Source organism: Oceanobacillus iheyensis HTE831 (assembly GCF_000011245.1).
GTDB lineage: Bacteria > Bacillota > Bacilli > Bacillales > Amphibacillaceae > Oceanobacillus > Oceanobacillus iheyensis.
In genome coordinates this window covers 879808-904262 of sequence record NC_004193.1, presented here as the reverse complement: position 1 = coordinate 904262, position 24455 = coordinate 879808, and the positions used below count along the sequence as shown (strand labels likewise).

27 protein-coding genes are annotated in these 24455 nt (G+C 34.7%); 10 read left to right on the top strand and 17 right to left on the bottom strand.

Going from position 1 to position 24455, the window contains the following annotated elements:
• Window positions 1-55: 55 nt before the first annotated feature.
• Window positions 56-547 (bottom strand): peroxiredoxin family protein, encoded by a 492-nt coding sequence (locus OB_RS04545; RefSeq protein WP_011065258.1) that lies wholly within the window; start codon window positions 545-547, stop codon window positions 56-58.
• Between the two features lie 156 nt (window positions 548-703).
• On the opposite strand from OB_RS04545, the gene OB_RS04540 reads away from it, so the two are divergent.
• On the top strand, window positions 704-1300 hold the full coding sequence (locus tag OB_RS04540) for a PRK06770 family protein (RefSeq protein WP_011065257.1): 597 nt from the start codon (window positions 704-706) through the stop codon (window positions 1298-1300).
• Between the two features lie 72 nt (window positions 1301-1372).
• Window positions 1373-2359, top strand: coding sequence for a P1 family peptidase (locus tag OB_RS04535; protein ID WP_011065256.1), 987 nt, complete (start codon window positions 1373-1375; stop codon window positions 2357-2359).
• Window positions 2360-2476: 117 nt separating this feature from the next.
• Here the strand turns inward: OB_RS04535 and OB_RS04530 are convergent, their stop codons facing one another.
• From OB_RS04530 to OB_RS04520, 3 genes are all read right to left on the bottom strand, one after another.
• Window positions 2477-3388 (bottom strand): RluA family pseudouridine synthase, encoded by a 912-nt coding sequence (locus tag OB_RS04530; protein ID WP_011065255.1) that lies wholly within the window; start codon window positions 3386-3388, stop codon window positions 2477-2479.
• 78 nt (window positions 3389-3466) lie between these two features.
• Entirely contained in the window at window positions 3467-3697 is a 231-nt protein-coding gene (locus OB_RS04525; RefSeq protein WP_011065254.1) for an excisionase family DNA-binding protein, read from the bottom strand.
• 24 nt (window positions 3698-3721) lie between these two features.
• A complete protein-coding gene (locus tag OB_RS04520) occupies window positions 3722-4009 on the bottom strand; it encodes a GNAT family N-acetyltransferase (RefSeq protein WP_011065253.1) in 288 nt (95 codons plus the stop codon).
• A 239-nt stretch (window positions 4010-4248) separates the two neighbouring features.
• Here OB_RS04520 and OB_RS04515 point away from each other — a divergent pair, with 239 nt between their 5' ends.
• Complete coding sequence (locus OB_RS04515; protein WP_011065252.1) at window positions 4249-5160, top strand: GNAT family N-acetyltransferase; 912 nt, start codon at window positions 4249-4251, stop codon at window positions 5158-5160.
• A gap of 178 nt (window positions 5161-5338) precedes the next feature.
• On the opposite strand, the gene OB_RS04510 is transcribed toward OB_RS04515, so the two are convergent.
• The gene (locus OB_RS04510) at window positions 5339-5911 is read right to left on the bottom strand and encodes a metalloregulator ArsR/SmtB family transcription factor (protein ID WP_011065251.1); all 573 of its coding nucleotides are present in this window, start codon (window positions 5909-5911) and stop codon (window positions 5339-5341) included.
• 191 nt (window positions 5912-6102) lie between these two features.
• Window positions 6103-7056: a D-2-hydroxyacid dehydrogenase gene (locus OB_RS04505; RefSeq protein WP_011065250.1), complete on the bottom strand. Its 954-nt coding sequence runs from the start codon at window positions 7054-7056 to the stop codon at window positions 6103-6105.
• A 171-nt stretch (window positions 7057-7227) separates the two neighbouring features.
• On the opposite strand from OB_RS04505, the gene OB_RS04500 reads away from it, so the two are divergent.
• Entirely contained in the window at window positions 7228-8100 is an 873-nt protein-coding gene (locus OB_RS04500; protein ID WP_011065249.1) for an ATP-binding protein, read from the top strand.
• 12 nt (window positions 8101-8112) lie between these two features.
• Window positions 8113-10029 carry a vWA domain-containing protein gene (locus OB_RS04495; protein WP_011065248.1) on the top strand — a complete coding sequence of 639 codons (1917 nt, stop codon included), beginning with the start codon at window positions 8113-8115 and terminating at the stop codon, window positions 10027-10029.
• A gap of 93 nt (window positions 10030-10122) precedes the next feature.
• Here OB_RS04495 and OB_RS04490 read toward each other — a convergent pair whose 3' ends face one another.
• On the bottom strand, window positions 10123-11151 hold the full coding sequence (locus tag OB_RS04490; RefSeq protein WP_011065247.1) for a PTS transporter subunit IIC: 1029 nt from the start codon (window positions 11149-11151) through the stop codon (window positions 10123-10125).
• Between the two features lie 463 nt (window positions 11152-11614).
• On the opposite strand from OB_RS04490, the gene OB_RS04485 reads away from it, so the two are divergent.
• Genes OB_RS04485 through OB_RS04475 form a run of 3 tightly spaced genes read left to right on the top strand, consistent with a single transcriptional unit; the run spans window position 11615 to window position 15143 of the window.
• On the top strand, window positions 11615-12331 hold the full coding sequence (locus OB_RS04485; protein ID WP_231846989.1) for a DeoR/GlpR family DNA-binding transcription regulator: 717 nt from the start codon (window positions 11615-11617) through the stop codon (window positions 12329-12331).
• Window positions 12332-13243, top strand: a complete 912-nt coding sequence (gene pfkB, locus OB_RS04480) for a 1-phosphofructokinase (protein ID WP_011065245.1) — start codon at window positions 12332-12334, stop codon at window positions 13241-13243.
• Window positions 13244-13262: 19 nt separating this feature from the next.
• A complete protein-coding gene (locus OB_RS04475) occupies window positions 13263-15143 on the top strand; it encodes a PTS fructose transporter subunit IIABC (RefSeq protein WP_011065244.1) in 1881 nt (626 codons plus the stop codon).
• Window positions 15144-15346: 203 nt separating this feature from the next.
• Here OB_RS04475 and OB_RS04470 read toward each other — a convergent pair whose 3' ends face one another.
• On the bottom strand, window positions 15347-15559 hold the full coding sequence (locus OB_RS04470; RefSeq protein WP_011065243.1) for a DUF2187 family protein: 213 nt from the start codon (window positions 15557-15559) through the stop codon (window positions 15347-15349).
• A gap of 201 nt (window positions 15560-15760) precedes the next feature.
• Here OB_RS04470 and OB_RS04465 point away from each other — a divergent pair, with 201 nt between their 5' ends.
• Both OB_RS04465 and OB_RS04460 read left to right on the top strand, forming a co-directional pair.
• Window positions 15761-16144, top strand: a complete 384-nt coding sequence (locus tag OB_RS04465; protein WP_011065242.1) for an SLAP domain-containing protein — start codon at window positions 15761-15763, stop codon at window positions 16142-16144.
• 288 nt (window positions 16145-16432) lie between these two features.
• On the top strand, window positions 16433-17056 hold the full coding sequence (locus tag OB_RS04460) for a response regulator transcription factor (protein ID WP_011065241.1): 624 nt from the start codon (window positions 16433-16435) through the stop codon (window positions 17054-17056).
• Between the two features lie 48 nt (window positions 17057-17104).
• Here OB_RS04460 and OB_RS04455 read toward each other — a convergent pair whose 3' ends face one another.
• The 9 genes from OB_RS04455 to OB_RS04420 all read right to left on the bottom strand — a co-directional run bounded on the left by OB_RS04455 (window position 17105) and on the right by OB_RS04420 (window position 24363).
• Window positions 17105-19051, bottom strand: coding sequence for an FtsX-like permease family protein (locus OB_RS04455; protein ID WP_011065240.1), 1947 nt, complete (start codon window positions 19049-19051; stop codon window positions 17105-17107).
• Entirely contained in the window at window positions 19041-19802 is a 762-nt protein-coding gene (locus OB_RS04450) for an ABC transporter ATP-binding protein (RefSeq protein WP_041544092.1), read from the bottom strand. The genes OB_RS04455 and OB_RS04450 overlap by 11 nt, the downstream gene beginning before the upstream one ends.
• A gap of 113 nt (window positions 19803-19915) precedes the next feature.
• Window positions 19916-20920 carry a sensor histidine kinase gene (locus OB_RS04445; RefSeq protein WP_011065238.1) on the bottom strand — a complete coding sequence of 335 codons (1005 nt, stop codon included), beginning with the start codon at window positions 20918-20920 and terminating at the stop codon, window positions 19916-19918.
• Between the two features lie 5 nt (window positions 20921-20925).
• Complete coding sequence (locus OB_RS04440) at window positions 20926-21609, bottom strand: response regulator transcription factor (RefSeq protein WP_011065237.1); 684 nt, start codon at window positions 21607-21609, stop codon at window positions 20926-20928.
• A gap of 21 nt (window positions 21610-21630) precedes the next feature.
• Window positions 21631-22335 carry an N-acetylmuramoyl-L-alanine amidase gene (locus OB_RS04435; protein ID WP_011065236.1) on the bottom strand — a complete coding sequence of 235 codons (705 nt, stop codon included), beginning with the start codon at window positions 22333-22335 and terminating at the stop codon, window positions 21631-21633.
• 174 nt (window positions 22336-22509) lie between these two features.
• Window positions 22510-22764 (bottom strand): spore coat protein, encoded by a 255-nt coding sequence (locus OB_RS04430; RefSeq protein WP_011065235.1) that lies wholly within the window; start codon window positions 22762-22764, stop codon window positions 22510-22512.
• 12 nt (window positions 22765-22776) lie between these two features.
• Complete coding sequence (locus OB_RS04425) at window positions 22777-22962, bottom strand: hypothetical protein (RefSeq protein ID WP_011065234.1); 186 nt, start codon at window positions 22960-22962, stop codon at window positions 22777-22779.
• Window positions 22963-23040: 78 nt separating this feature from the next.
• Window positions 23041-23208 (bottom strand): hypothetical protein, encoded by a 168-nt coding sequence (locus OB_RS18465; RefSeq protein WP_011065233.1) that lies wholly within the window; start codon window positions 23206-23208, stop codon window positions 23041-23043.
• An 87-nt stretch (window positions 23209-23295) separates the two neighbouring features.
• Window positions 23296-24363, bottom strand: coding sequence for an NAD(P)H-dependent flavin oxidoreductase (locus OB_RS04420; protein ID WP_011065232.1), 1068 nt, complete (start codon window positions 24361-24363; stop codon window positions 23296-23298).
• Between the last annotated feature and the right edge of the window lie 92 nt (window positions 24364-24455).

The window sequence follows — 24455 nt, the reverse complement described above, 5'->3', positions numbered from 1 at the left end:
AAGAAAAATCAACCGAAATGTTTTATTCCGTTGATTTTTCTTCCTTTTTTCACTGCTATTCCATTTTATTATACTCTGCTACCATCTGCTCGTAAGTTAGCGCACCATAAGATTTATGCCTGATAATACCTTCCGAATCAATCATATATGTGGTTGGAATTGGACTAATACGGTAAGCTTTCGATACTTCACCTTTTTCATCTAATAAGATTGGAAATGTCAACTCCAATTCTTGCGAAAAACGCACTACCTGTTCCTTATTCATTTCCGTATCGGTTAGATTAACAGCTAAGATATTAGGCTGCAAATCTTGATAAAACCTTTGCATATCAGGCATTTCTTGTCTACAAGGGGGACACCACGTCGTCCAAAAATTTATTAGCACGCGTTCTCCCTTAAAATCTGAAAGTCGGAGTTGTTGACCATCAATTGTTTTCAATTCAAAATCGGGTGCACGTTCCCCAACTTCAGTCCCTTCAGCATAAGCAGTCATGATTGGTAAAAACATGCTTATACTTATGATCAATACATATTTTAAAATTTTCATTTATTCCCCTCCATCACAAGCTTTAATCATAGTTTTCCTGTTCTTTAAATTTGCATACAAGAAAATTTCGTCTTAATAAGAACCTGACTTTTGTGCACAAAAGTAACTTGAAATATATACCAAAAAGTGGGAAAATTCTTTGTTAGGGGGGATTTAGTGAAAAAGAAATGGGTAAAACCTACGATTATACTTGGCACTGTTTTAATCTTATTATTTGGTTTTTTAATTTTCTATGATCAAGTGGAGAAATTTGAGACAAATGCAACCATCAAAAATTCTGATGAAAACGAAGAGAAAGAAGTAGTAGAAAAAGACCCACTTATAAGTGAAGAAACAAAAGAAAACGCCAATCCTTTTGGTGACATGGTAAGTGCTTCTGGGATGAATAGAGAAAGGTTAATAAAGTATATGCACTTTATGTCGCATCAAAAAGTGGAAGCTCAAAGCAAATGGGGATTTTATGAAATTACAGATGACAGAATCGCATTTTTACAAGAATCATTCAATACTATAGACTCTAATGCGTTTGAAGTTAAAGAACGTGCGAGTATCAGAAATATATTAGATCGCTGGAGTAATGGAGATTTTTCTCAAGTGGATTCAGATCACAATACTTTATATAGAAATTCTCATGAAGATGAAGATAGAGGAATGGCAACTGGCATACTTAGTGAAGATCAAGAAAAGAATTTTATAGAAAACAATAAGGATTTTAGCAAAATAAGAGGAATTAACCGGTTCGACGATGAATAATCCCTAAGGTAAAGTGATGTAGGAAAAATATATCTATGAGATAGTAATATCTTCGATACGGAGTTGAACATAATGGCATTAAAAAGCGGTTTGAAAGATTGTATTACTGATGTCCATGGTGTACAGGTTGGACATACTACACTTTATGAAAAAATAAATGAAAAAGATACTATTTGTACCGGAGTGACAGCAATATTACCGCATCCAGGTAATTTATTTCGTCAAAAAGTCATCGCAGGATGCTCCGTAATTAATGGATTTGGAAAAACAACCGGACTCGTTCAATTAAATGAATTAGGTCTCATCGAATCTCCTATTATGCTTACCAACACACTAAGCATAGCACCGGTAATGCAAGGAACATTGACATACATGCTTAATCGCACTGAAGAAATTGGAGATACAACAGGAACGATTAATCTCATTGTTGGAGAATGTAATGACAGCTATCTAAATTCTATTCGATTACAAGCGATTACACCATCCCATGCTATTAAAGCAATCGAGTCCGCAAGTAATGAATCCAGCGAAGAAGGTGCAGTTGGTGCAGGAACAGGGATGCAATGCTTTGGCTATAAAGGAGGGATTGGTACCGCATCGCGTCTTATTCAAGTCGAGGATGTTATCTATACCTTAGGAGGACTTGTTGTTAGCAATTATGGGAATCGCAAACAAGCTACCTTTGCTGATTGGGAACACACAGGGCAGGAAACACCAGATGGATCTATTATGATGATATTGGCTACAGATGCACCCTTATCCGATCGTCAATTAAATCGAATTGCTAAGCGATGTGCTGCAGGTCTTGGACGAACAGGAAGTGCTCTCGATCATGGAAGCGGGGATATAGCAATTGCTTTTTCTACAGCAAACCAAGTGAGCCATGATTCAAAAAATCACCTGATGTCTGCAGCTTATCTTCGTGATGATCACCCAGTCATGAATCAACTATTTCAAGCCGTTGTGGAAGTAATTGAATCCTGTGTCATTCATTCTCTTCAAAAAGCCAAAACTACATTAGGAAGATCCGGACATAAAGTAGAGAAAGCTCCATTATAAAATCAAAGCAGATAGCGACGGACATGACTGAATTATCCGCTTTATATAAGATGTAATTAAAAAATCGAGCTATAGCTAACTACCAATTACGTTGGCTATAGTTCGATTTGCTATTATCTATTTTGTTTTTTGAAAGAAGGCATTAGGAACATCAGAACGGAAAAGCATTAATTTATTGGTTACAGGGTGATAAAACGAAAGTATCTTCGCATGAAGACCCAATCTACCGATTACACTCCTGCCTTTCGATCCATAGCGTTTATCACCGACTACTGGATGTCCAAGCTCTTCCATGTGTACACGAATTTGATTCTTTCTTCCTGTTTCTAATTGTAACTCCAAAAGTGAATAACGATTATTTGTTTGCAGCACTCGATAGCGTGTCGCTGCTCGTTGACCATCATTCTTTACTCGTGAAGAATACATTTTCCGAGTTGCACTTTCTTTGAGCCAAGAGACGATATATCCCTTCTCCTTAGCTACCTGCCCTTCTACAAGTGCTACATAAGTCCGTTCTTTTACAATATCTTTCCAATTATTTTGAAGTTTGCGTTTGACCCGTTCATTTTTTGCAAACATCATTACCCCAGACGTATCTTTATCAAGTCGATGAACAACATATACACGATTAGCTGGATGTTGTTGTTTCACATAATGCATTAATTGATGTAACGCCGTATGTTTTCGTTCTTTTTCTGTTGCAATCGAGAGTAATCCTGACTCTTTCTCTATTACAATAATATCGTCATCCTCATACATAATCGACATTCCTACAAATACATCCTGTTGGATAGCTGCTTTGTTCTTCAAAATCCGCACCGTACTACCTTTGTTCAACATAAAATTATGTTTCGTCTCGATATGGTCATCTACAGACACTTGCCCTCTCGTCAAAATCGACTTTACGGAATTCCTGCTTCGATTATCCATTACCTTTAATAGAAATGGTAAAAGCTGTTCTGTTTCTTCGACCTCATAGGTGAGGGAAGCAGGTTCCTTCTTCGATCGGGGAGGTTTTCTTTTCTTCATATATCATAACTCCTTCATATAAAAAAGTTAAGATGATGGCTCACCCTAACTAAAATAGCTTATTCCTTCCATCTTGGCCTAATCTTCATCTTTTACATCTAGATCTTCAGGAATTGGCTCTTGTAAATATTCTTCTATCATTTTTTTATATTTTTCCACTTGTTCAAAGTGAGTTGTGAACTGCTGCTTATTTACTAAATACTGCTTGCCGTCATGTATTGCATTAATTTTCCCTTGCAGGACAAGTGCAGATACTGTTGATTCGCTCATGGATAAGTATTCAGCTGCTTCAGGAATAGTAATGTACATGTCCTAGCACCTTTCTCCATTATATTAGATATGTTGTACGTTTAGTACATCATTATACTTTGCTTGTTTTTGAATCTGCCCTTTAGCAAATGGACATAGAGGTACAACTGTTTTCCCCTTTTCTCTAGCGTAAGTCACCACATGGTCTAGTAATTGTTGGGCAATACCTTGGCCACGAAGATCAGTAGCTACATAGGTGTGATCAATGACTAAACGATTCTCCCCAGATTCGACAAAAGTTATTTCAGCTTGAGGATTACGAATATCTTCACCTACATAAAATTTATTTTCACCCTTACTAATAGTAGCCACACTACCCCTCCTATTATTTAAGCATCTACTACATTATACTCCTATCATTTTATTGGAACAAGCATATATTTTTTCCTATATTCTTTCATTTATCATGTTATTAAATCATTGATTCTCTCTAGCCTTACCAATTCGCTTGTCATTTAAAGCATACATTTGTAGAAAAAGGATGTAATTTAATTGATAGACGTATATGTTTTCCAAAAGCTATAATTATCCTATATAGAGGAGGTGCCATGATGAAAGAATATATAAGAGAACTGACAACAACTGATTTACCATTACTAAAATCCATGGATACCGGTATTATAGATGATTATGTTATTCAAGTTTTTGAACGATTAAGCACTGATCAAAATCGTATATACGGGTTATTCGTTGATGAACAATTAGTGAGTATTGCTGGTTACTCAATCTTTGCACATCAATATGTGATGCTCGGAAGACTTCGGAGTGACCGCAGATACCGAGGAAAAAACTACGCTACAAAAATAATGAAATACATTAGAGATATTGCTTTTCAATTGCCAAATATAACTTGGGTTGGCGGAAATACACAAGAGAATAATCTTGCTGCTAGACGTGTGTTGACAAATATTGGTTTAATCGAGCAAGAGAAATTATACCCTGCGATAACAGAAGAAATTGATATGTTTATTCAGGAAAATAAGAGATGGCACCTCATCGAGAAATCCAATGATAAAGCAAACTTACTTAAGGATACATATATCCATGACAAGCGCGTATTTCCTTTCGAATGTTACTATCCGTTTCCGGCGACTAATTCATTATTTACTCATTCAAACATCGATAATTGGAACGTGTATGAAACTCATCAACATGATTACCCTCTTGTTACGAAGAAAGATGTGAAAAAGGATATATTGTTACATGTTATTTTTCCATTTTCAGATGTTTTTACACAGTCAGGATTATGGGAAACGGTATATGATGACTACTATAAACTTAAATCCATTCACCCAGATCAGAAAGTATATATTTGGTTAGATATTCCAGAATATCATATACATCATCTACCACCGAATCATCCATTCAGTATCGATTCACCATGGATATTACATGGAATGAGTATCGATAATTGGAATCAATTGAATAAGCATTCTTTATTGGAATATAATCATAAAACTTAAAGTTGCACACTAGTTAAATAATATCAGAATCAATTTCATATTTGCGAGGCACAAACAAAGATTGGGAAGAGTACTTCGGCTCCTAATTATGAAATTGATTCTTCAAGTAATCCTTTTTTATTTCATTAAAGAACTAATTAGACACTTATCTAATTAGTTCTTTTTTTAAAAGACCTGATTACACAGGCCACATTTCTACTGGATTAAGTTCATAAATACCATTTTGCCTAAACATAAAGTGAGTCATAACGAGTTCACGCCGCACTGTTGCATAATCTTCGTGATATTGCATGATATATTCATTCATCTCTGTTTCCTTATACGTTTGTCCATGCTTTAACCCTCTTATCATGTACTCTAGAATGATTAATTTTTTCTTTCTTTGCGCTGGTAGAGTCTCAATTCTTCCTTTACTATCCACAAAGTTTTTTATGACATTTGTTTTCTCTTGATCGGTAATGTCAAATTTCCCAAACATATCGTCTCCCCCTATTCGAGTGATTGCTAAAGCCATTCTTTCAAGTTTGTCATCATTGAGATAGAAATAGATGGTATTTTTATCACGTCGCTGATAAACTACATCGATTTCTTTTAATTTTGTTAAGTGATGAGAAATTGTTGGAGGCTTTAACCCTAATTTCCCTGCGATTGCTTGACCGTGAAGTGGTCCTTGCTTTAGTAAGGTAATAATACGAATTCTAGTTTTATCTCCCATTGTCTTATGAAAATTAACGATTCGATTTAATTGCATAAATACACCTCCTCATCTAATTAGATTATAATCTAATTAGATACATATGAAAACACATTTTTGAAATTTCTTTATAAGTAAGTGTATTTCCTACTAACCAAAAAAACACGGGTCTAAAATCCGGCGAGTAAAATTAACTTTACCTTGGATTTTAGATCCGTGCTTGTTCTGTAGAAACTACTGATAATCATTTAGTATCCTAGTTTATGCTGAAACACATTAATAGTAGGTTCTCCTTTATCAAGATAGCTTTTTAAATTAGGAATAAAAATATCATGTATGACTCGATTTGTGTAATATTCTGTGGCACCTGCAGAATGTGGTGTGATAATTACGTTTTCCATCTCCCACAATGGGCTATCCGATTGAAGTGGTTCTGTTTCAAAAACATCAAGTCCTGCTCCCGCTATTTCTTTTTGCTGCAACGCAGAAATTAATGCACTTTCATCAACAATAGGCCCTCTTCCGATATTGATAAAGAATGCACTATTTTTCATCTGTGCAAATTGTTCTTTACCAAACATATGATGTGTGTCTTTTGTTAAAGGTAGCGTGACCACTACAAAATCACTTTGTTCTAAAACAAGTGATAAATCAGCTGGTGTATACATTTCATCCACATATTCAAGAGGTCTTCCTGAATGACGTACTCCTAGTACTTTCATGCCAAATGCTTGAGCGATTTTAGCCGTTTCCTTGCCAATTTCTCCTACTCCAATAATTCCAATTGTTTTCTCATGAATTTCTGCTTTTAAATTTGCATGATGCCATTTTTTCTCTTGTTGTTGTCTAATATATGTATGTATTAATCGTGTAAAACCTAACATATATGCAAATATCGTTTCAGAGATCGGATATGCATGAACTCCGTTTGCACTAGTTAAATGTATATCGTTCTTTTTTAAATAATCCAGGTCCAAATAATCTACTCCAGCACTCCAGGATTGAACCCACTTTAAATTGTCACTCTTCCTATATTTTTTTGCTTGTGATTCACGCCAATGTAACAGTATCTCTGCTTGATTTAATTTCTCCTCTTCTAAGTCTTTCCCAGTAAAAATTTCCCAGTCTGGAGCCACTTCCTGAATTGCTTGTACGTTTTTTTCATCTAAATCTAAATTAATTGCAATTGATTTCTTTGTCATAGTTCCTCCAGTCTAGAAGTCCACACGAAGGACATCCTTTATAAAAATAGGTTTTCCAAAAAATCTAACTATTAATTATCTTATCAACCTTCCAGTTAAATCGCAACGAACTGCGCATTCTTTGTTTTTTTACCAGACTAGTAATACAATATCATGGAAAGGAGTAATGACATGAACGCCGAATTTTTACCACAACGAATACAACAACTAGTTAAAAATAATCAATACAAACATGACCAATATCAAGATTTGATTAGAGATGGTGGTTATATGCCTCCAAATGAAGAACTAATTATTGATGCGGTCACTGCGCTAAGTATGGGAAAAAACATTCTTTTAAAAGGTCCTACTGGAGCTGGGAAAACTAAGTTTGCTGAAACACTATCTTCTCTTTTTCAACAACCGATGTTTAGTGTTAATTGTTCGGTTGATTTAGATGCGGAGAGCTTGATGGGATTTAAAACGTTAAGTTATGAAAATGACAAACAAACAATTGATTTTGTGCCTGGTCCTGTAACCAATTCAATGAAACATGGTACATTTTTATATATCGATGAAATAAATATGGCTAAACCAGAAACACTACCATTGATTAATGGTGTTCTAGATTATCGTCGTACGATTACTAATCCATTCACTAATGAGATTATTACCGCTGAGGAGCAGTTTGGTGTAATTGCAGCAATTAACGAAGGATATATTGGAACTGTTCCCTTAAATGAAGCATTAAAAAACCGTTTTATCGTTATCGATGTCCCTTATATTCAAGGAGATCAACTAAACAAACTTATTACTAATAGTACTAAATTAGAAGATGAAACTTTGATTAATCTATATGTTACTTTATCAAAGGATTTAATAACTGCTGTGGAACAAGGTAAGCTATCAGAAGATGCCGCATCGATTAGAGCTCTGTTAGATGCATGTGATCTTACTACCTTCATTCCTCCTAAACGTGCGATACTTCGTTCAATAATAGACAAACTAGATGAAGATCGCGAAAAAGCGTTTGTACAAAATCTTGCGGATACACTATTTGATTAAGGAGAATATGAAATGTATCGATTTCATGAATCCAAAGTAGATACGCATTTATTTATGCAATTACAAGATCTAACCACTGTATTGTCCGGTAATGCTAAGTTGCAATTCGAAAATAGCTATGGCTCATTTGTCGACATTACAGACAATAAAATTACTGCTAGTCGTTTTTGGGATAAATTAGATATAGAAACGAAAACAGCGGGAACGAAGTCAGATGTACTTCTTCGTACACTTGGTACGATGATGGAAACTCATATTCCAACTATGCAAACCTTTAAAGAAGATGTATCAGAGTTAATGATACCTAAATTTGCCAATCAACTCATTACGCTATTCGAAGATATACGTTTGGAAGAGATGATTCGAAAAAATCGTCCAGGGACAAAACAGTGGTTTGAAAAGCGTCACCAATTCTTCCAACGCTATTTTCAAACTCAATTACAATCGAACATAACGAGAAGTTATGCTACCGATGAACTTTTTTGTATGATTTATCTTCTTATATACGCAGATGGACCTGATCCCTCGTTTCCAAGAGTCCCTCAGGCGCAACTAGACATGCTGGAAAAATTAAAACCATATCTCTATCAAGTGTTTGAAGCAAAGACAACATTAGATAATACTCAATTATGCTTGTCTATTGTTCGTCTAATTCAAGCAACGGACTATAACGATAGCATTCACGAGTATTTTGTCTTTCCTATTGGGCATATCGAATTTTACGAAAAAAACACATTGTTTGATGAGCTGACACGAACAGATGATGTAGTAAATGATGATGAACAATGGCTAGACGAAGATAATGAGAATGAATATTTTGATGAGACTTTTTCTACATGGCATCGTGAGAACAAAAATGAGAATAGAAAGCAAAATTTCCTTCAATTTGAACTTGAGCAAGGAACAAAAACCAATATGATGGGCGGAGGAGCTCGTGAAACAGAAGATGCTGATCAAGCCATGGCTGCTGTTCAAGGTTCCTCGGTTCAAAGTAAACAACAGGATTATTCAGATAAAGAAACATTATCCAAACAAGAAGAACAACAATCTGGTAATAGTGGTTCTGAATATGGAAAAGAAAATGAAGATGCAGTCATGCTAATCGAAAAAGCAGAGCATCCTTCTCTAGATGACCAAGAAAAATATGATCAATATGTGGTTGAGGTTGACCCATATAAGCGAAAACTAGCAAAAACAATTCAACTAACATTAGAGCATAAACGTAATTTCCCAAGAACTGAGCTTTTATTCGGCCGACTCTCTAAGAAGTTATTACCTATTATCATAGATGAGTCTCCTCGAGTATTTTATAAGAAAGAACAAGAATCAAAAGAATTTGATGCAGTTTTCACTTTACTGATTGATTGTTCAGCTTCAATGGTAAATAAAATGGAAGAAACGAAGCGTGGCGTTGTTCTTTTCCATGAAGTATTAAAAGAATTACGCATCCCACATGAAATCATTGGTTTTTGGGAAGACGCCAATGAAGTAAAAGAAAATTATCAGCCTAACTATTTACAATATATCCATGAATTAAATGATTCTTTATATGAGAATAATGGTGCAAAGATTATGCAACTAGAACCACAAGAAGATAATCGTGATGGTTTTAGTATTCGCTACATTACAAAACAATTAATGAAACGTAATGAAAAAAATAAGTTCTTACTTGTATTTTCAGATGGCGAACCTGCTGCAAGTGGGTATGATCAGAATGGAATTCTTGATACTCATCAAGCAGTAACTGAAGCAAGAAAACATCATATCGATGTAATTGGGATGTTTCTGGCCAATGGAGAAATACAGGAGAAAAACGACACCACGATGAAGAACATTTACGGAAAAGAACGAATCATGATCCCCCATGTTGAAGAACTACCAGAACATTTTACTCCTCTGCTCAAACGATTGCTTCTAAAAGCAATGTAAAGAGAGGAGCAATAATGGAGATTAAATATAGGAGGCTGGGAACATCAATATGTTATCTCAGCCTCCTATTTCTCTTCATTCTCTATAATTAATTTATTGAATTTCCATATGCAAGTCCCCTGTTTTTGCCCAACCTCTTGCTTTTAATGATTGATACACAGTAACTGATATCACTGCTGGAATAACGACCCCAACAACGATATACATCAATAACACTCCTGGACCTTGATTTGCTAGTATATTTAACGGAGCAATGAACGAATTCAAACCAAGACCTGCTAGCTCATACGGCACTTGAAAATCAAACACTAAGATAGCAATCGGAGCACAAATTATTGATGATAAAAACGGCCCTGCAACTAAGCGTGGATTTTTAACTATATTCGGAACTTGAACTTTCGGTGTTAGAAATGATTGGGCAATGTTTGCACCTAAATTATTTTGTCTTATAGACATTGCTGTAAATCCGGCAAATTGAGCCGTGCATCCAATTAATGCGGCTGCACTAGACACGGGATCAAGTTGTAAAGCTATCGCTAACGCTGCTGAAGACGCAGGTGACATCAAGAAAATACTCCATATAAGTGCAATAACTACAGATGTCAAAAGCGGTGATCCTATGGTTGAATTGGCAATAATACGACTAATTTCCTCTAACAAAGGTGTCGTTACCGCAGCCAAACCAACTCCTGCAATTCCACCTACAAATATAGCCGAGAAAGGAATAGACATCATATCCAGTTTCGTTTTTCCAGCAACTTTTTTTCCTACCCAGATAGCTACAGCAGCAGCTAATACAGCACTAATCGGTTGGCCAGTGGTTAATACCCAAGCCCCATCAGGAGTCATCGCCAGTGCATTCGCGCCTACTGTACTTGCAGCCATAGCACTAAAGATTATTAGCGTATTTCCACCTAACTGATAGGCTATTCCTGCACCAATTGCCGGTGATAACATTAGCTGGGCGGCATTTCCGATCGTAATAAATCCTTCCCAACCAGTAAATGTACCAAATGTTTCAATTAGAAGGCCTATACCTAATGTTACTAATACCGCATTCGCTAAACCTTGTGAACCTTTATACATTCTATCGATAATATATTTCTTTGTTGATTGCTTCATCCATAGACCCTCCTAATTCAATATGTTTTTAACCTGATGATAGAACAAAAGCGCAAGCGCCCGTTTAGAAACGCAGCGAGTGGTTTTCAAATAAGAAAAAAAAGCCCTTCTCAATAGGCTTGTTTTAAGACCATAAGATCGTCATCGAAATTCCAATATGTAGCAACTTATCTTATAGTCATATAATTAAAATTCCTATTTGAGTTACAGCTGTTTTGCACATCGTAATTATGCCCCTTTCAATGTTGTAAATTGTTACTATATTAAACCCATTTATAATTAGAGTCAATAGTTATTTTTTTCTGATAAGAGTCGTTTAATTGAAAGCGTTTTATTAAAATCTTCTACATATATAAATGAAAATGAATGTTTTTGATTGTTTATGATTGTTTTATATATATGCCAATGTTATTATGATGATTGAGGTGATGATGTGTTAACCGATGAGAGACATAGACTAATTTTGAAGAAACTAAATGAAAGCGGTGTAGTTAAGTCCTTCGATCTTATAAACGATCTTAATTGTTCTGAATCTACAATAAGAAGAGATTTAGCACAATTGGAAGAAGAAGGAATGCTAACTCGAATACACGGAGGAGCAAAAAAACACTATTCATTCGATAAAGAACCAACCTACCAAGAAAAAACAATCAAAAACGTTCAACATAAAACTTCTATTGGAAAATTTGCAGCATCGTTAATAGAGGAAAATGATGTTATTTATTTAGATGCAGGAACAACTACACTAGAAATAATTCCTTATTTGCCAGATATCCCTTTAACAGTTGTTACGAATGGAATTGTTCACGCATCGATGCTTGCAACTAAACAAATCCCTTCTTATTTAGTTGGAGGAAAATTGAAGCACTCTACAAACGCAATAGTTGGAGCAAATAGTCTAATCCAATTAAAGGAATATCAATTTACTAAAACATTTCTTGGCGTTAATGGCATTGATTTGCGATATGGGTGTACTACGGCGGATCCAGAAGAAGCAGCCATGAAGAATTTAGCATTACAACAATCAGCAACCACATATATGCTTGCTGATGAAAGTAAATGGAACAACGTTAACTTTGCAAAAATCTGTGATATTAATGAAGTTAACTTTATTATAGAAAAACTGACACCCACACACGAACCTTTTCAACCTCATACTAACATCTTGGAGGCAACATAAATGATTTACACAATAACTCTTAATCCATCGATTGACTTCATTGTACCTGTCGATCAACTGAAACTTGGAAAGCTAAACTACATGAACGATGAGTATAAAGTACCTGGTGGCAAGGGAATTAACGTTTCCCGTATCTTACAAGAACTCACAACCTCCTCCACCGCATTAGGATTCATTGGTGGTTTTACTGGAAATTTTATTATTGATTTTCTAGAAAAAAGAAATCTTAAAACGGATTTTATATCTATAAGCGAAGATACAAGAATCAATATTAAATTGAAATCAAGTAGTGAGACTGAAATTAATGGCCGAGGACCCTCTATCTCTAGTGATGAGTCATCCAAACTTCTTTCACAATTAGAAAAAATAACTGCAAATGATTTTGTAGTTTTGTCTGGAAGTAAACCACCTTCGTTACCAGCTGATTTCTATGAAAAGGTTATCAAAAAAGTAACAGAAACTGGTGCCAGATTTGCCATAGATACTACTGGAGATGCATTAATGCAATCACTTGCTTATCAGCCATTAGTTATTAAACCAAATCAACATGAGCTAGAGGATTTATTTGGGGTAACTATTTCCACTAATGAAGATGTCATTAAATACGGAAAGAAACTTCTAAAAAAAGGAGCACAGCATGTCATTGTTTCTATGGGTGCTGATGGAGCTATTTTGATAACGAATAACGGAGTTTATAAAGGTACTTCTCCAAGTGGGACATTACGTAATTCTGTCGGAGCTGGAGACTCTATGATTGCTGGTTTTCTTAGCATTTACTTAACTAGTCAGAACGTACTTGAGGCATTCAAAATGAGTATTGCTGCAGGAAGTGCCACTGCTTTTTCTCATGATCTAGCAACCAGAAATAAAATTGATAACTTACTTTCAGAAATTGAAATAACGACATTATAAAACAGAAAGGATGATAGAGATGGACGTAATTGATTTATTACGCAAAGATATTATGATTATGGATTTGAAATCGACGGATAAGCAATCTGTTATCGAAGAGATGATCCATAATCTTCATAAATATAAAGTTATTAATGATATGGATACATTTAAAGAAGCAATTCTTAACCGTGAAGCTCAATCTTCAACAGGACTTGGTGATGGGATTGCTATGCCACACGCCAAAACAAGTTCAGTGAACGAACCTGCTGTATTGTTTGCTAAAAGTAATCAAGGAATCGAATATGACTCATTAGATGGACAACCAGCTCACCTATTTTTTATGATTGCTGTTCCTGATGACAGTAATGATACACATCTACAGACACTTGCTTCTTTATCCAAACTTTTAATGGAATCAACATTTGTCGAGAAATTAAATGCAACTTCTACTCCAGAAGAGGTGCAGCAACTATTTGTGAGTGAGTCTGTAGAAGATACTCCCAAAGAGGAGTTACAAGCTGACACTTCTCAAAACGGTTCAAATGAACGACCATTTATTGTAGCAGTAACTGCTTGTCCAACAGGTATCGCTCATACATTTATGGCAGAGGATGCATTAAAAAAACAAGCAAAAGAAATGAATATTGATATTAAAGTGGAGACGAACGGTTCGGACGGAGCCAAAAATCAATTGACTTCGGATGATATTCAACGTGCAAATGCAGTTATTATCGCTGCCAGTAAAAAAGTGGAAATGGAACGATTTAATGGCAAGCATGTCATTGAACGCCCAGTAAGTGACGGTATAAAGAAAACGGAAGAACTTTTAACCAAAGCAATTCATCAAGATGCACCAATATATCAGGGCGCATCTTCATCCAATAATAGTGAACATGAAGACAATCAATCTACTTCTTTATGGGGAAAAATTTATAAAGATTTAATGAACGGTATTTCTCATATGCTACCATTCGTTATTGGTGGCGGAATTATCATGGCCATCTCTTTCTTATTCGAAAGTGTTCTAGGTTCAGAAAGTGAAATATTTAGTTTCCTGAATGATCTTGGAGGCAATGCTTTTAATCTTCTTATACCGATTTTAGCAGGTTATATTGCGATGAGTATTGCTGACCGGCCTGGTCTAATGCCTGGTATGGTAGCTGGACTATTAGCATTTAATAGTGATGCTGGATTTATCGGTGGACTAGTTGGTGGTTTCCTTGCAGGTTATATTGTCGTTGGACTGAAATATGTATTCAAAGGCATTCCTCGGTCTCTTGATGGAATAAAACCAATTCTATTGTATCCTGTATTTGGTCTATTCTTCACAGGATTACTTATGTACTTTATCATTGGACCGATCTTCTCTGGTTTAAATGGGATAATGGTTGAATTCTTACAAGGGTTAGGGACTGGAAATGCAGTAATTCTAGGCGCATTACTTGGTGGAATGATGGCTATCGATATGGGTGGTCCATTTAACAAAGCTGCATACACATTTTCTATTGGTATATTTACAAGTACTGGTGATGGTAGTCTTATGGCCGCTGTCATGGCTGGTGGTATGGTACCACCACTAGCGATCGCAGTTGCTACCACGTTGTTCAAAAATAAATTTGATGAAGCAGAACGTAAATCGGGTGTTACAAACTATGTAATGGGGCTTTCCTTCATTACAGAAGGTGCAATTCCATTTGCAGCTGCAGATCCACTACGTGTCATTGGTTCCTCTGTGATAGGTGCCGCAATCGCTGGTGGACTTACGCAGTTATGGAATAGTTCCATCCCAGCACCACACGGAGGACTTTTCGTCATACCATTAGCAGAAGGACCTCTGTTCTTCTTGCTATCCTTATTGATCGGTACAATCATTACCGCTTTAATTTTAGGATTTTGGAGAAAACCTGTTACAAAATAAGAATCTCCTAAAGGCATGCACTCATTAGTGTGTGCCTTTTTAGTTTCTTGACAATTATTGTCTTACCATTCTTCCCAACCCTCTTCATTCTGGGCACAAATTCTTTTACCTTACCACTTTCACTGCTATCACTTAGTCTCGGAGATATAACTTATCTCAAAATAAAAAGGCAAGTATGGTTTATCATACTTACCCTGAGCTGCTTATTTTTTCCTTTTATAGTTCTTGTGATTTACAACTGTCTTTATAGGTTCTCCTGTTGAAGGATGATTACCGATATTAACAATTACAGAGTTTTCTCTAACAATCAAGACCTTAGCTTTATTGCCTTTGTGTTCTCCTCGAACGATATCAATTGTTTCTCCAACTTCTGCCATATCTTCTTGTTTTACTGGTTCTGTGTTTTCTTGTTCCATGTTTGGGCCTCCTTCAAACGTTTATGTCATATTAGGAAATATTATTCCTTTCATTCGATAGAGATTATTTATAACTTCTTGAATCCCCTCCAATAGTATCATAAGTTTACTGGGATTTTCATCATTTTTCAAGAAAATGATTGGAATACTTGTAAGTCATTCGATTTTATATAATTATGGTTAATATAGGAGGTTGAAAATATGCCACAAACATTGACATTTGAACCCTCATGGGATAAAGCTCTACCTGAACAAGATCGACTAAAGATAAAACAAACTTTCGCGCAAATAGATCATGATACTAGTGAACCGTCCATCACTTTCACACCCCTTTGGCAAGCCAAAAATTACAAAGGAGAATTGCTAGTAACCGTAATTATTAATAACTATAGCGAGAAAGAGTTAACATTTGATCAAACGTCAATTCATTATATCGAAAGAGGTCAAATACTTGCTACCCATTTCTTTACTCTAAAGACAGTAATTATTCCTCCTAAGACAAGCATGCCATGGGCTTTCATTTTCCCAGTGAAAAACATCAGCCAGCAAGCTACATTTGATAATGGATTTCTTAGGTTAGTATAACAGCACTGTTTTTCTAAAAACCTCTCAACCACCTAGACTTATTGGTCTGGGTGGTTTGTCACGTTTTTTCCAAGTTATTGTATTTTATATAAATTGTCTTAATTTTATGATATATTATAATATGATTACAACTTTATAAATTCCTAGTAATTCACTTTAAAAGGGTTGAAAATATTCTTATAACAACATAAAATTATTCAAGTCAATGGAATTTTTATACAACTTTTTTTATATTTACGACATATGGAAAAGACCAATTACTCAAATCAAAGATAGGAGCTGATCATAATGAGTATGGCACCTACTACAAATGGACAAGCTTACCATTTTAATTCTTCAACATTAACTCAAATAACGAATTTAGCTATATATGTTAAAACCCCAGTTGAATTATTTCATATGACAGAAGAAGAGCTTAAAAAAACCGACTTTTTAATCGTATTGATTAAAGACCATAAAGATAGTGAACAACTGATTAAAGAATATAACCCACTTCCTACATCTGTTGCTATTGTCATTTCGGATATTGATATGGCTCACGTAACACGATTGTTTGAAATGGAATTTGACGGATACTTTTACCATTCCATGTTGGAAAAGGATATCATATCTGGCATTGAATTTATTAAGAACGGGTATACCTACGTATATCCTGAACTTGCAAAACTTCTCCATGAAGAATATGTCCGTATCGCCAATACTCTACAAGCACGACCAGAAGGCTTACTCACAGACAGAGAATGGGACATATTAATTGAAATTGCAAAAGGTAATAACAACGACCAGATCGCTTTAAATCTAGAAATATCAGATAAGACAGTTAAAAATCACGTTACTACGATTCTTCGTAAACTGGATGTAAACGACCGTACGAATGCTATGCTGTTAGCATTTCGCAAAGGATGGATATAAATTTTTTAAAAAGGTTCAGAGCTCATAACAGCTCTGAACCTTCTTTTTTTAAAGTGATGCTTTGATTACTTTTTTATAATAAGAGATAGATAATATTCCAAACAAGGAATATAGAAGTGTATAAATTAATATGACAACAATCATTGGTGTCCAAAGTTCTGTACCAAAGAAGAACCATCCAGATCTAACAGCAAAATAACTATGACAAATACCAACAACTAAAGGTATGCCGAAATTAAATAATTGTTTTATCCGTATACCTCCCTGTAGGTCATTACGAGTAAATCCTATTTTCCGTAGAATGGTATAGTTTCTTTTTTCATCTTCCGACTCATCCATCTGTTTAATATAAAGAATACATCCTGAAGTAATAAGGAAGGTTAAACCTAAAAATCCTACGATAAACATAATCATTCCCATTGTATATTTTCGAGATTGAATAGATTGTAGGTATGAACCATAATCTGGATCACCTTCACTATAAATCGAATGATAAAGATCATTTGCTTCTTCTAGTTCCCTTTGATTTTCAATATCAATTCCTGCATACTCCTCATAATTTGAAGTTCCCTCATGTTCGAAGCCTTTTATTAATTGTTCGTAGACAGAGGAATCTACAACAGCTAACGGAAACCCGCCATTGGTATATGAAAATGGAACAATACTTTCTTCTTTTCCTCCTATATAGTCTAATGTAATATTTTGAGTATCAGTGAAGAGCGTAAATTCTCCCTCTTCATCCAATTGCATGAATTCCTCCAAAACACCTTGTACATTTATAAATATAGATTCTTTTTGTTTTACATCAACATCAGTCACATGATCATCACTAATTACAATCATTGTCGTATCATCCGGTCTGAAAACGTTATTATCTGATGGTCCATTTATTATGTTACTTAAATCTGCACCAACTTCATATAATTCCATTTCTGTAGTTTTATAGGCAATATCATTATCTTCTAGTGCAATATAAAATTCCTCTGCCTCCTCAAAGCTTGGAATAGAAAAATGATCGGGATTTGTATTCTCCGCTTGTTTTTCTATAGAATAATAAGATATATATGTTAAAGATAAAAATCCGATTGCTAAAGCTGATATTGTTGTTATTACCGTTAATAAGAGAGAGTTTGAACGCATTCGAAACATAATAGACGATAATGAAAGTACTTTATTAATAGTTAGATATCCATTATTTTTCTTTCTTACCAAATAGAAAATAAAACTTACTGATCCCTTGTAAAATAAATACGTACCAATAATGACGGAGGCCAATATAACGAGCATCACAGCAAACAAACTATTTATAGTCACAAAATCTCCATCAAATAATTTAGAAGACATATAATATCCAAACAAGATAGCGACAATACCTAATATTCCAGTGAATAATTGCCATTTTGATATCTTCTTACTTTTCAACTCAGAAGAAGATTGAAGTTGGAATAAGTTGATTAACCGTTGTCTGTGAATAAATAAAGCACTTACTATCATAATAACAATATAAATACCCAGGAAAACCAGAAGTGTCTGTATTACTGCTTGACTAGAATAATTTAATTCAGCCACTTCATTTAAACCCATTAACCGAATTAGAATCATCATCATAAGCCTCGAAGAAATAAATCCTATGAAAATACCTGTGATCAAAGCTATGATATACATAATTATATTTTCAATACTAATAACCTGAAAGATTTTTCCTTTTGTAAAACCTACTAATTGAAGTAGACCAATTTCTTTACTACGACGCTTAATAAATAGATTATTTGCGTAGATTAAAAATACACCTACAATAATAATTAACATGACTGATGCTGCCCGTATTGCTGCAGCTCCTTTGATAGAACCTTCTACTTCATTCATCGCTGGGTCATATTGCAATGTAACAAATGAAAAATATAATGCAATACAAAATGTCAGCGCAAATAAATATAAATAATAATTTTTGGCGCTCTTTTTTAAATTTGTAAAAATAAGCCTTCTAATAGTCATGATGTACGCCACCTAACACGCCTTGAGTTTTTATAATGTCATCAAAAAAAGATTTACGCGTCTCATCACCTTTATTTAATTGAGAGTATATTCTTCCATCTTTTATAAAAATAACCCTACTACAGTAACTAGCTGCTAGTGGATCATGTGTCACCATGACAATCGTAGATGCTCTTTTCTCATTTAAATCCACTAGTCGATTAAGTAAATTTGAAGCTGCTTTCGAATCTAATGCTCCTGTTGGTTCGTCAGCAAATATCATACTAGGATTGTGAATAAATGCTCGAGCAGCTGAGGTACGCTGTTTTTGTCCTCCAGAAATTTCATTCGGATACTTATCCCGAATATCAAAAATTTCTAATTCCTGTGCAACCTGTTGAAATCTTATTTGGGCATCCTTGTTAGATATTTTTTGTACAGTTAATGGTAATAAGATATTTTCTTTAACCGTTAATGTATCAAGTAGATTATATTCTTGAAAAATAAACCCTAGATGTTGCTTTCTAAATTCAGCAATCTGCTTATCTTTCATACTTGTAAATTCTTTTCCTTCAATTTGAATTTTTCCTTGACTCACTTTATCGATAGAAGATAGTACGTTAAGTAAAGTGGTTTTTCCAGATCCTGATGCCCCCATGATTCCTACAAACTCTCTCTTATCTACTGTTAAGTCAATTCCTTTTAACACCTCTTGACGATTGAATTTATTTCCGTAGCTCTTATAAATTTGCTGAGCTTGCAATATACTCATCATTTATTACTCCTTTTTATATCTAATCTCTAGTATGAACCTATTTTATCGTATAATAATAACGAATTTCCTTCGTTTCTCCGAACAATATAATAAAGCATGTGACATTGCTGTCACATGCTTGTTAGATGTAATAATTCATTCTTTTTTGGGAAAATCAACTGAAAACAAGTCCCTCTACTCCATTCTGAAGTAACTTCTATTCGAATGCCTAATGAATCGGCTGCTTGTACCGCCAAGTATAAACCCATGCCTGAGGAACCTTGATCAAAATGTTCCTTGGTTGATGTAAAACCTTTCTCAAAAATACGAGGTAAATCTTTAGCAGAGATTCCCCGCCCCTTGTCTGATATTTGAAGTGTATGTTGATTGTTAATGACTAAACTTTCAATCGTTATGTCATTGTTTTCACTATACTTAACAGCGTTGGTGATAATTTGACGGAGTATAAAATGCAGCCACTTCGCATCCGAAAGAATCTGAGTGACATTTAGTTCAATTTGAAAGCCTATCCCTTTCTGCATACACCAAGAACGTAATGTTCTAATTTCTTCGTTAATGATAGATTGCAAATCTACATTTTCTATATACAAGTCATTTTTCATAAAAGGAATTCTTCGTTGATGAAGTTGTTGATCTAATAACAAATGAATACGAAGCCATTCATAGGACAATTGGGCACGCAGTTCTTTCCCCTCTACCCGTTCTAACATTAACTGCATCGTAGTTAATGGCGTTTTTACTTCATGTATCCACACAAGGAGATCATCTTTTTCTCGTTGTACATCTAACTGAAGCTGCGTATATTCTTTGCGGTAAATCTGAGATTGATCCTCTAATGCTCTAGTTACAATTTTAGAAAATATTGTGTCTCCTTCAGGCATATCTATTAAATCTATCACTGGCTTCCATTCCATTAACTCTTTATAAAACTTAGTTTCTTTCCTATAACGTATACATAAGAAAATAATACCAATAACAAATTGGATAAACACAATATAGTAAATGGACTTCATTGGTATCGTCATATCCATGTATCCAACGATTAAGGTGATTACTTGTAGTACTATAAACAATATAATCCAACTAATTCTTTCTTTCAAATAACTGAAAATCATTTGTCTTACTCCTCTATCGCTATGTAACCTTGGCCAACCCTCGTTTCAATAAATTTCCCAAGTCCTATGTCGTCAAGGCTTTTACGAAGTCTATTTACATTTACAGTAAGTGTATTATCACTAATAAATCGCTCATCATCCCACAATGCTCGAATTAGTTCATCTCGAGAAACAATCTGATTTTTTTGATCTACTAAAATGCGAAGAATACTACTTTCATTTTTACTTAACTCAACACTACCACCCTTATATTGAATATCACATTTACTAAAGTTAATGGTAGCTTGATTCCAAATTTTTATATCAACGTTTGTAGTTTGACTATAACGATAAGTTCTGCGAAGAATTGCTTGGATTTTAGCAAGTAGTACTTCAAAATGAAATGGTTTTTGAACGTAATCATCTGCACCAAGTTGCATCGCCATTACCATATCCATGGGATGGTCTCTACTAGATAGAAAAATGATTGGTACATCAGAGTGAGATCGTATCGTTCTACACCAATGGAAACCATCATATTTTGGAAGTTGAATATCTATAATAATCAAATCAGGTTGAATTTCATTATAACGCTCCATTACTAAATTAAAATCTTCCATTCCATAGGTTTCATAATCCCATTGACTTAACTGGCTGATTAACTCACTTAACAATGTTTGATCATCTTCAATTATAAGAACTCGAAACAAATTGTACTATACCTCCATTCTCTAATTCTCGAAATCACTCATTAACCGTTCCCAATCAAAGAGCGCGCCCGGATCTGTCTTTCGTTCTGGAGCATATTCCTGGTGACCAATGATATGGTTACGGTTCAGTTTTAATTTATGATGTCTTGATGAAATATCAATTAATAGATCTTGTAATGCGTCATACTGTTTATCTGTATAGCCTATATGTTTAGAGCTTATTGTATCATAAAGTTCAGGACTCATCATTGGCATCATTTCTTCTTTTGTACCAATTGCCAGTAGTTCAATTCCAATAGAATAACGGTTCATATTATTTTCATACTTTGGAACCCCTTCTATCTTTCCTTCACCAGCATGGTAAGCATTTCTATCTTCGGACACAAATCGATATATTTCACCCGTTCGATCAATTACATAGTGTGTCGATACCCCATAATCATGGAATACCTTATAAATATCTTCCACTTGAAAGGGATCCTCTGGCTTCTCGATTACATTACTACTAAAATGCAACATTACATGGGTTACTAATGAATCTCTTGGTTCGGAATTTTCTTCTGGAAGGTACATATCTATCATCTTTTCTTCAAAATTCACTTCTACCGATTCTACCTTTTCCTCTTTAGCCGCTACTTCTAATGTATCCTTTGTTACTTCTTGTTTACATGCTACTAAAAAAAATAATGCTACAATTACAAAACTGATTTTCCATAAATTAAACATTTTTCTATCCTCCAAAGTGATCTACTTTCACTATCGGAAAAAAGAAGATTTTGTTTAATTTTTCATGTTATAGAATGTTAATAGAATCATTAGCAACTGTTAGAATAATCATGTAAACTGGAACTTTTAAATTGAAGAATAAATAAAATAAGCTGGATATTCACCAGCTTATGATTAACTTCCTTGATTTAATTCCGTTTGTACTTGCTGTATTTCTTGCGGAGTCGCTTGCTGTGCAGGTTTATAGTGACCTTTTTGTATTGCATATTGATATACGCTTAGCTGTCTTGCCTCGTCACCATTACGGAGACTAACTAATTTTTGACGCAGTTCTGGATTATTTGCCTCGGTAATATAACCAGCATAACTTTTCATACTTGCATTTAACCCATTTAAATAATCATTTACAATATCTTTATCCTGTAACATATACCTCTCTCCTTACTGTAAAAATGGAAGTAACTGTTGCTGTGCTTGTCGAGCTGCTTGCGCATCACGTTGCAATATTGACTTTAATTCCTGATCCATTGCTTCTTGAGCATAAGATTCTAATTTATTGGCAATCATTCCATGCTCTCCAATCATCTTCCGCAAGTTTTCTAATTCGGTCTGTGTTAATTGGTTCATCCAACAAGCTCCTTTCGATGATATATCATCGATAGTTTACCCAGCACATTTCCATCTATTCAGAAAGATGTATCATGACTATTTCTTATTATTTTCTAACTCATCTAATCTTTTTTCTAAGTGTTCAATTTTATCTTGTACTTCTTTACCCGAATGTTTAATTCGATGAGTAATTGATTTAATTATGGCGATAATGGCAAGTAATAATACCACAAAACCTATGACAAAAATTAATATTACATCCACCTAATCACTCCTTCGTACATACTGAGCTCTTATAAATTCTGCCTAATGAAAAATTCTGCGTATCCATGATATGTAATACTTGTTTGATTAATCCCCTTCATTCAATTCTTTAATCAGGCGATTCATAAATGTAGATACATCATCATCTGTTGCTAAACGTGGGGCTTGGCCAGACCATAAAGACATGTATGCTGCCTGGTTTTGCTTAGCTGCCTCTTTTCGAATTGGTTTTGTTAATGAATTTTGAATTGGAAAAGGTAAAATCATCGCTTCATTTGCATTCATTTCTTCTGTAAATTCATTTCGGATTCCCCTTGCCCATTTTCCAGAGAAAGCTTTTGTCAAGACCAATTCATCCTCTGTTGCGTATAGAATTGCGTTTTTATGAAGGTCCTGTGCACCACTTTCTTTTAATGTTAAGAAAGCCGTACCCATTTGGGCAGCTTGAGCCCCTAATTGTAAACAAGCACGTATCCCGCTCCCGTTCATAATTCCACCAGCAGCGATTATAGGAATTTTGATTTCTTGAACTGCTTGAGGAACAAGGGCCATTAAACCGATATTACCTTCATGAAATGAACTTATGAAATTACTACGGTGTCCACCAGCTTCACTACCTTGCATGACGACTGCATCCATTCCTAGATCTTGTATGATAAGGGCTTCCTTTACAGTGGTAGCTGTTCCAATCGTATAGACACCTGCTTGCTTCAGCTGTTTTATTTGATCTTCATTTGGTAATCCAAAAGTAAATGAGCACACTTTTATTGTTTCATCGAGAATCACTTGTAAATGTTGCTCGAATACCGCTTGTTGATCTTTATATTTCGGAAATTCATCTACATTATAATCAGTTATTTGAAGTTCATCATATACGTTCTTCATCATTAATTGCATGTTTTCCACATGTTGAGAAGAATATGTAACATCATTGGGAACAAATAAATTAACGCCAAAAGGTTGGTCCACTCTGTTTTTCACTTCATGAATAGCAACTTTTAATTGATCCGGATTTAAATAACCAGCTGCTATCATTCCTAATCCTCCATTTTTGGAGACATTAGCTACCAGTTCTGGGGTTGTAATTCCTCCTGCCATGGGTGCTTGAATAATGGGATATTCTATCCCAATAGCTTCTAATATAGGTGTAACCATAAAATCTCTCCTGTTTTTATACTTTAACTATGTACTTCTACACCTTTCTGTTAATTCCTGCACTCTTATTTATTTTTTCTTACCAATTGAAA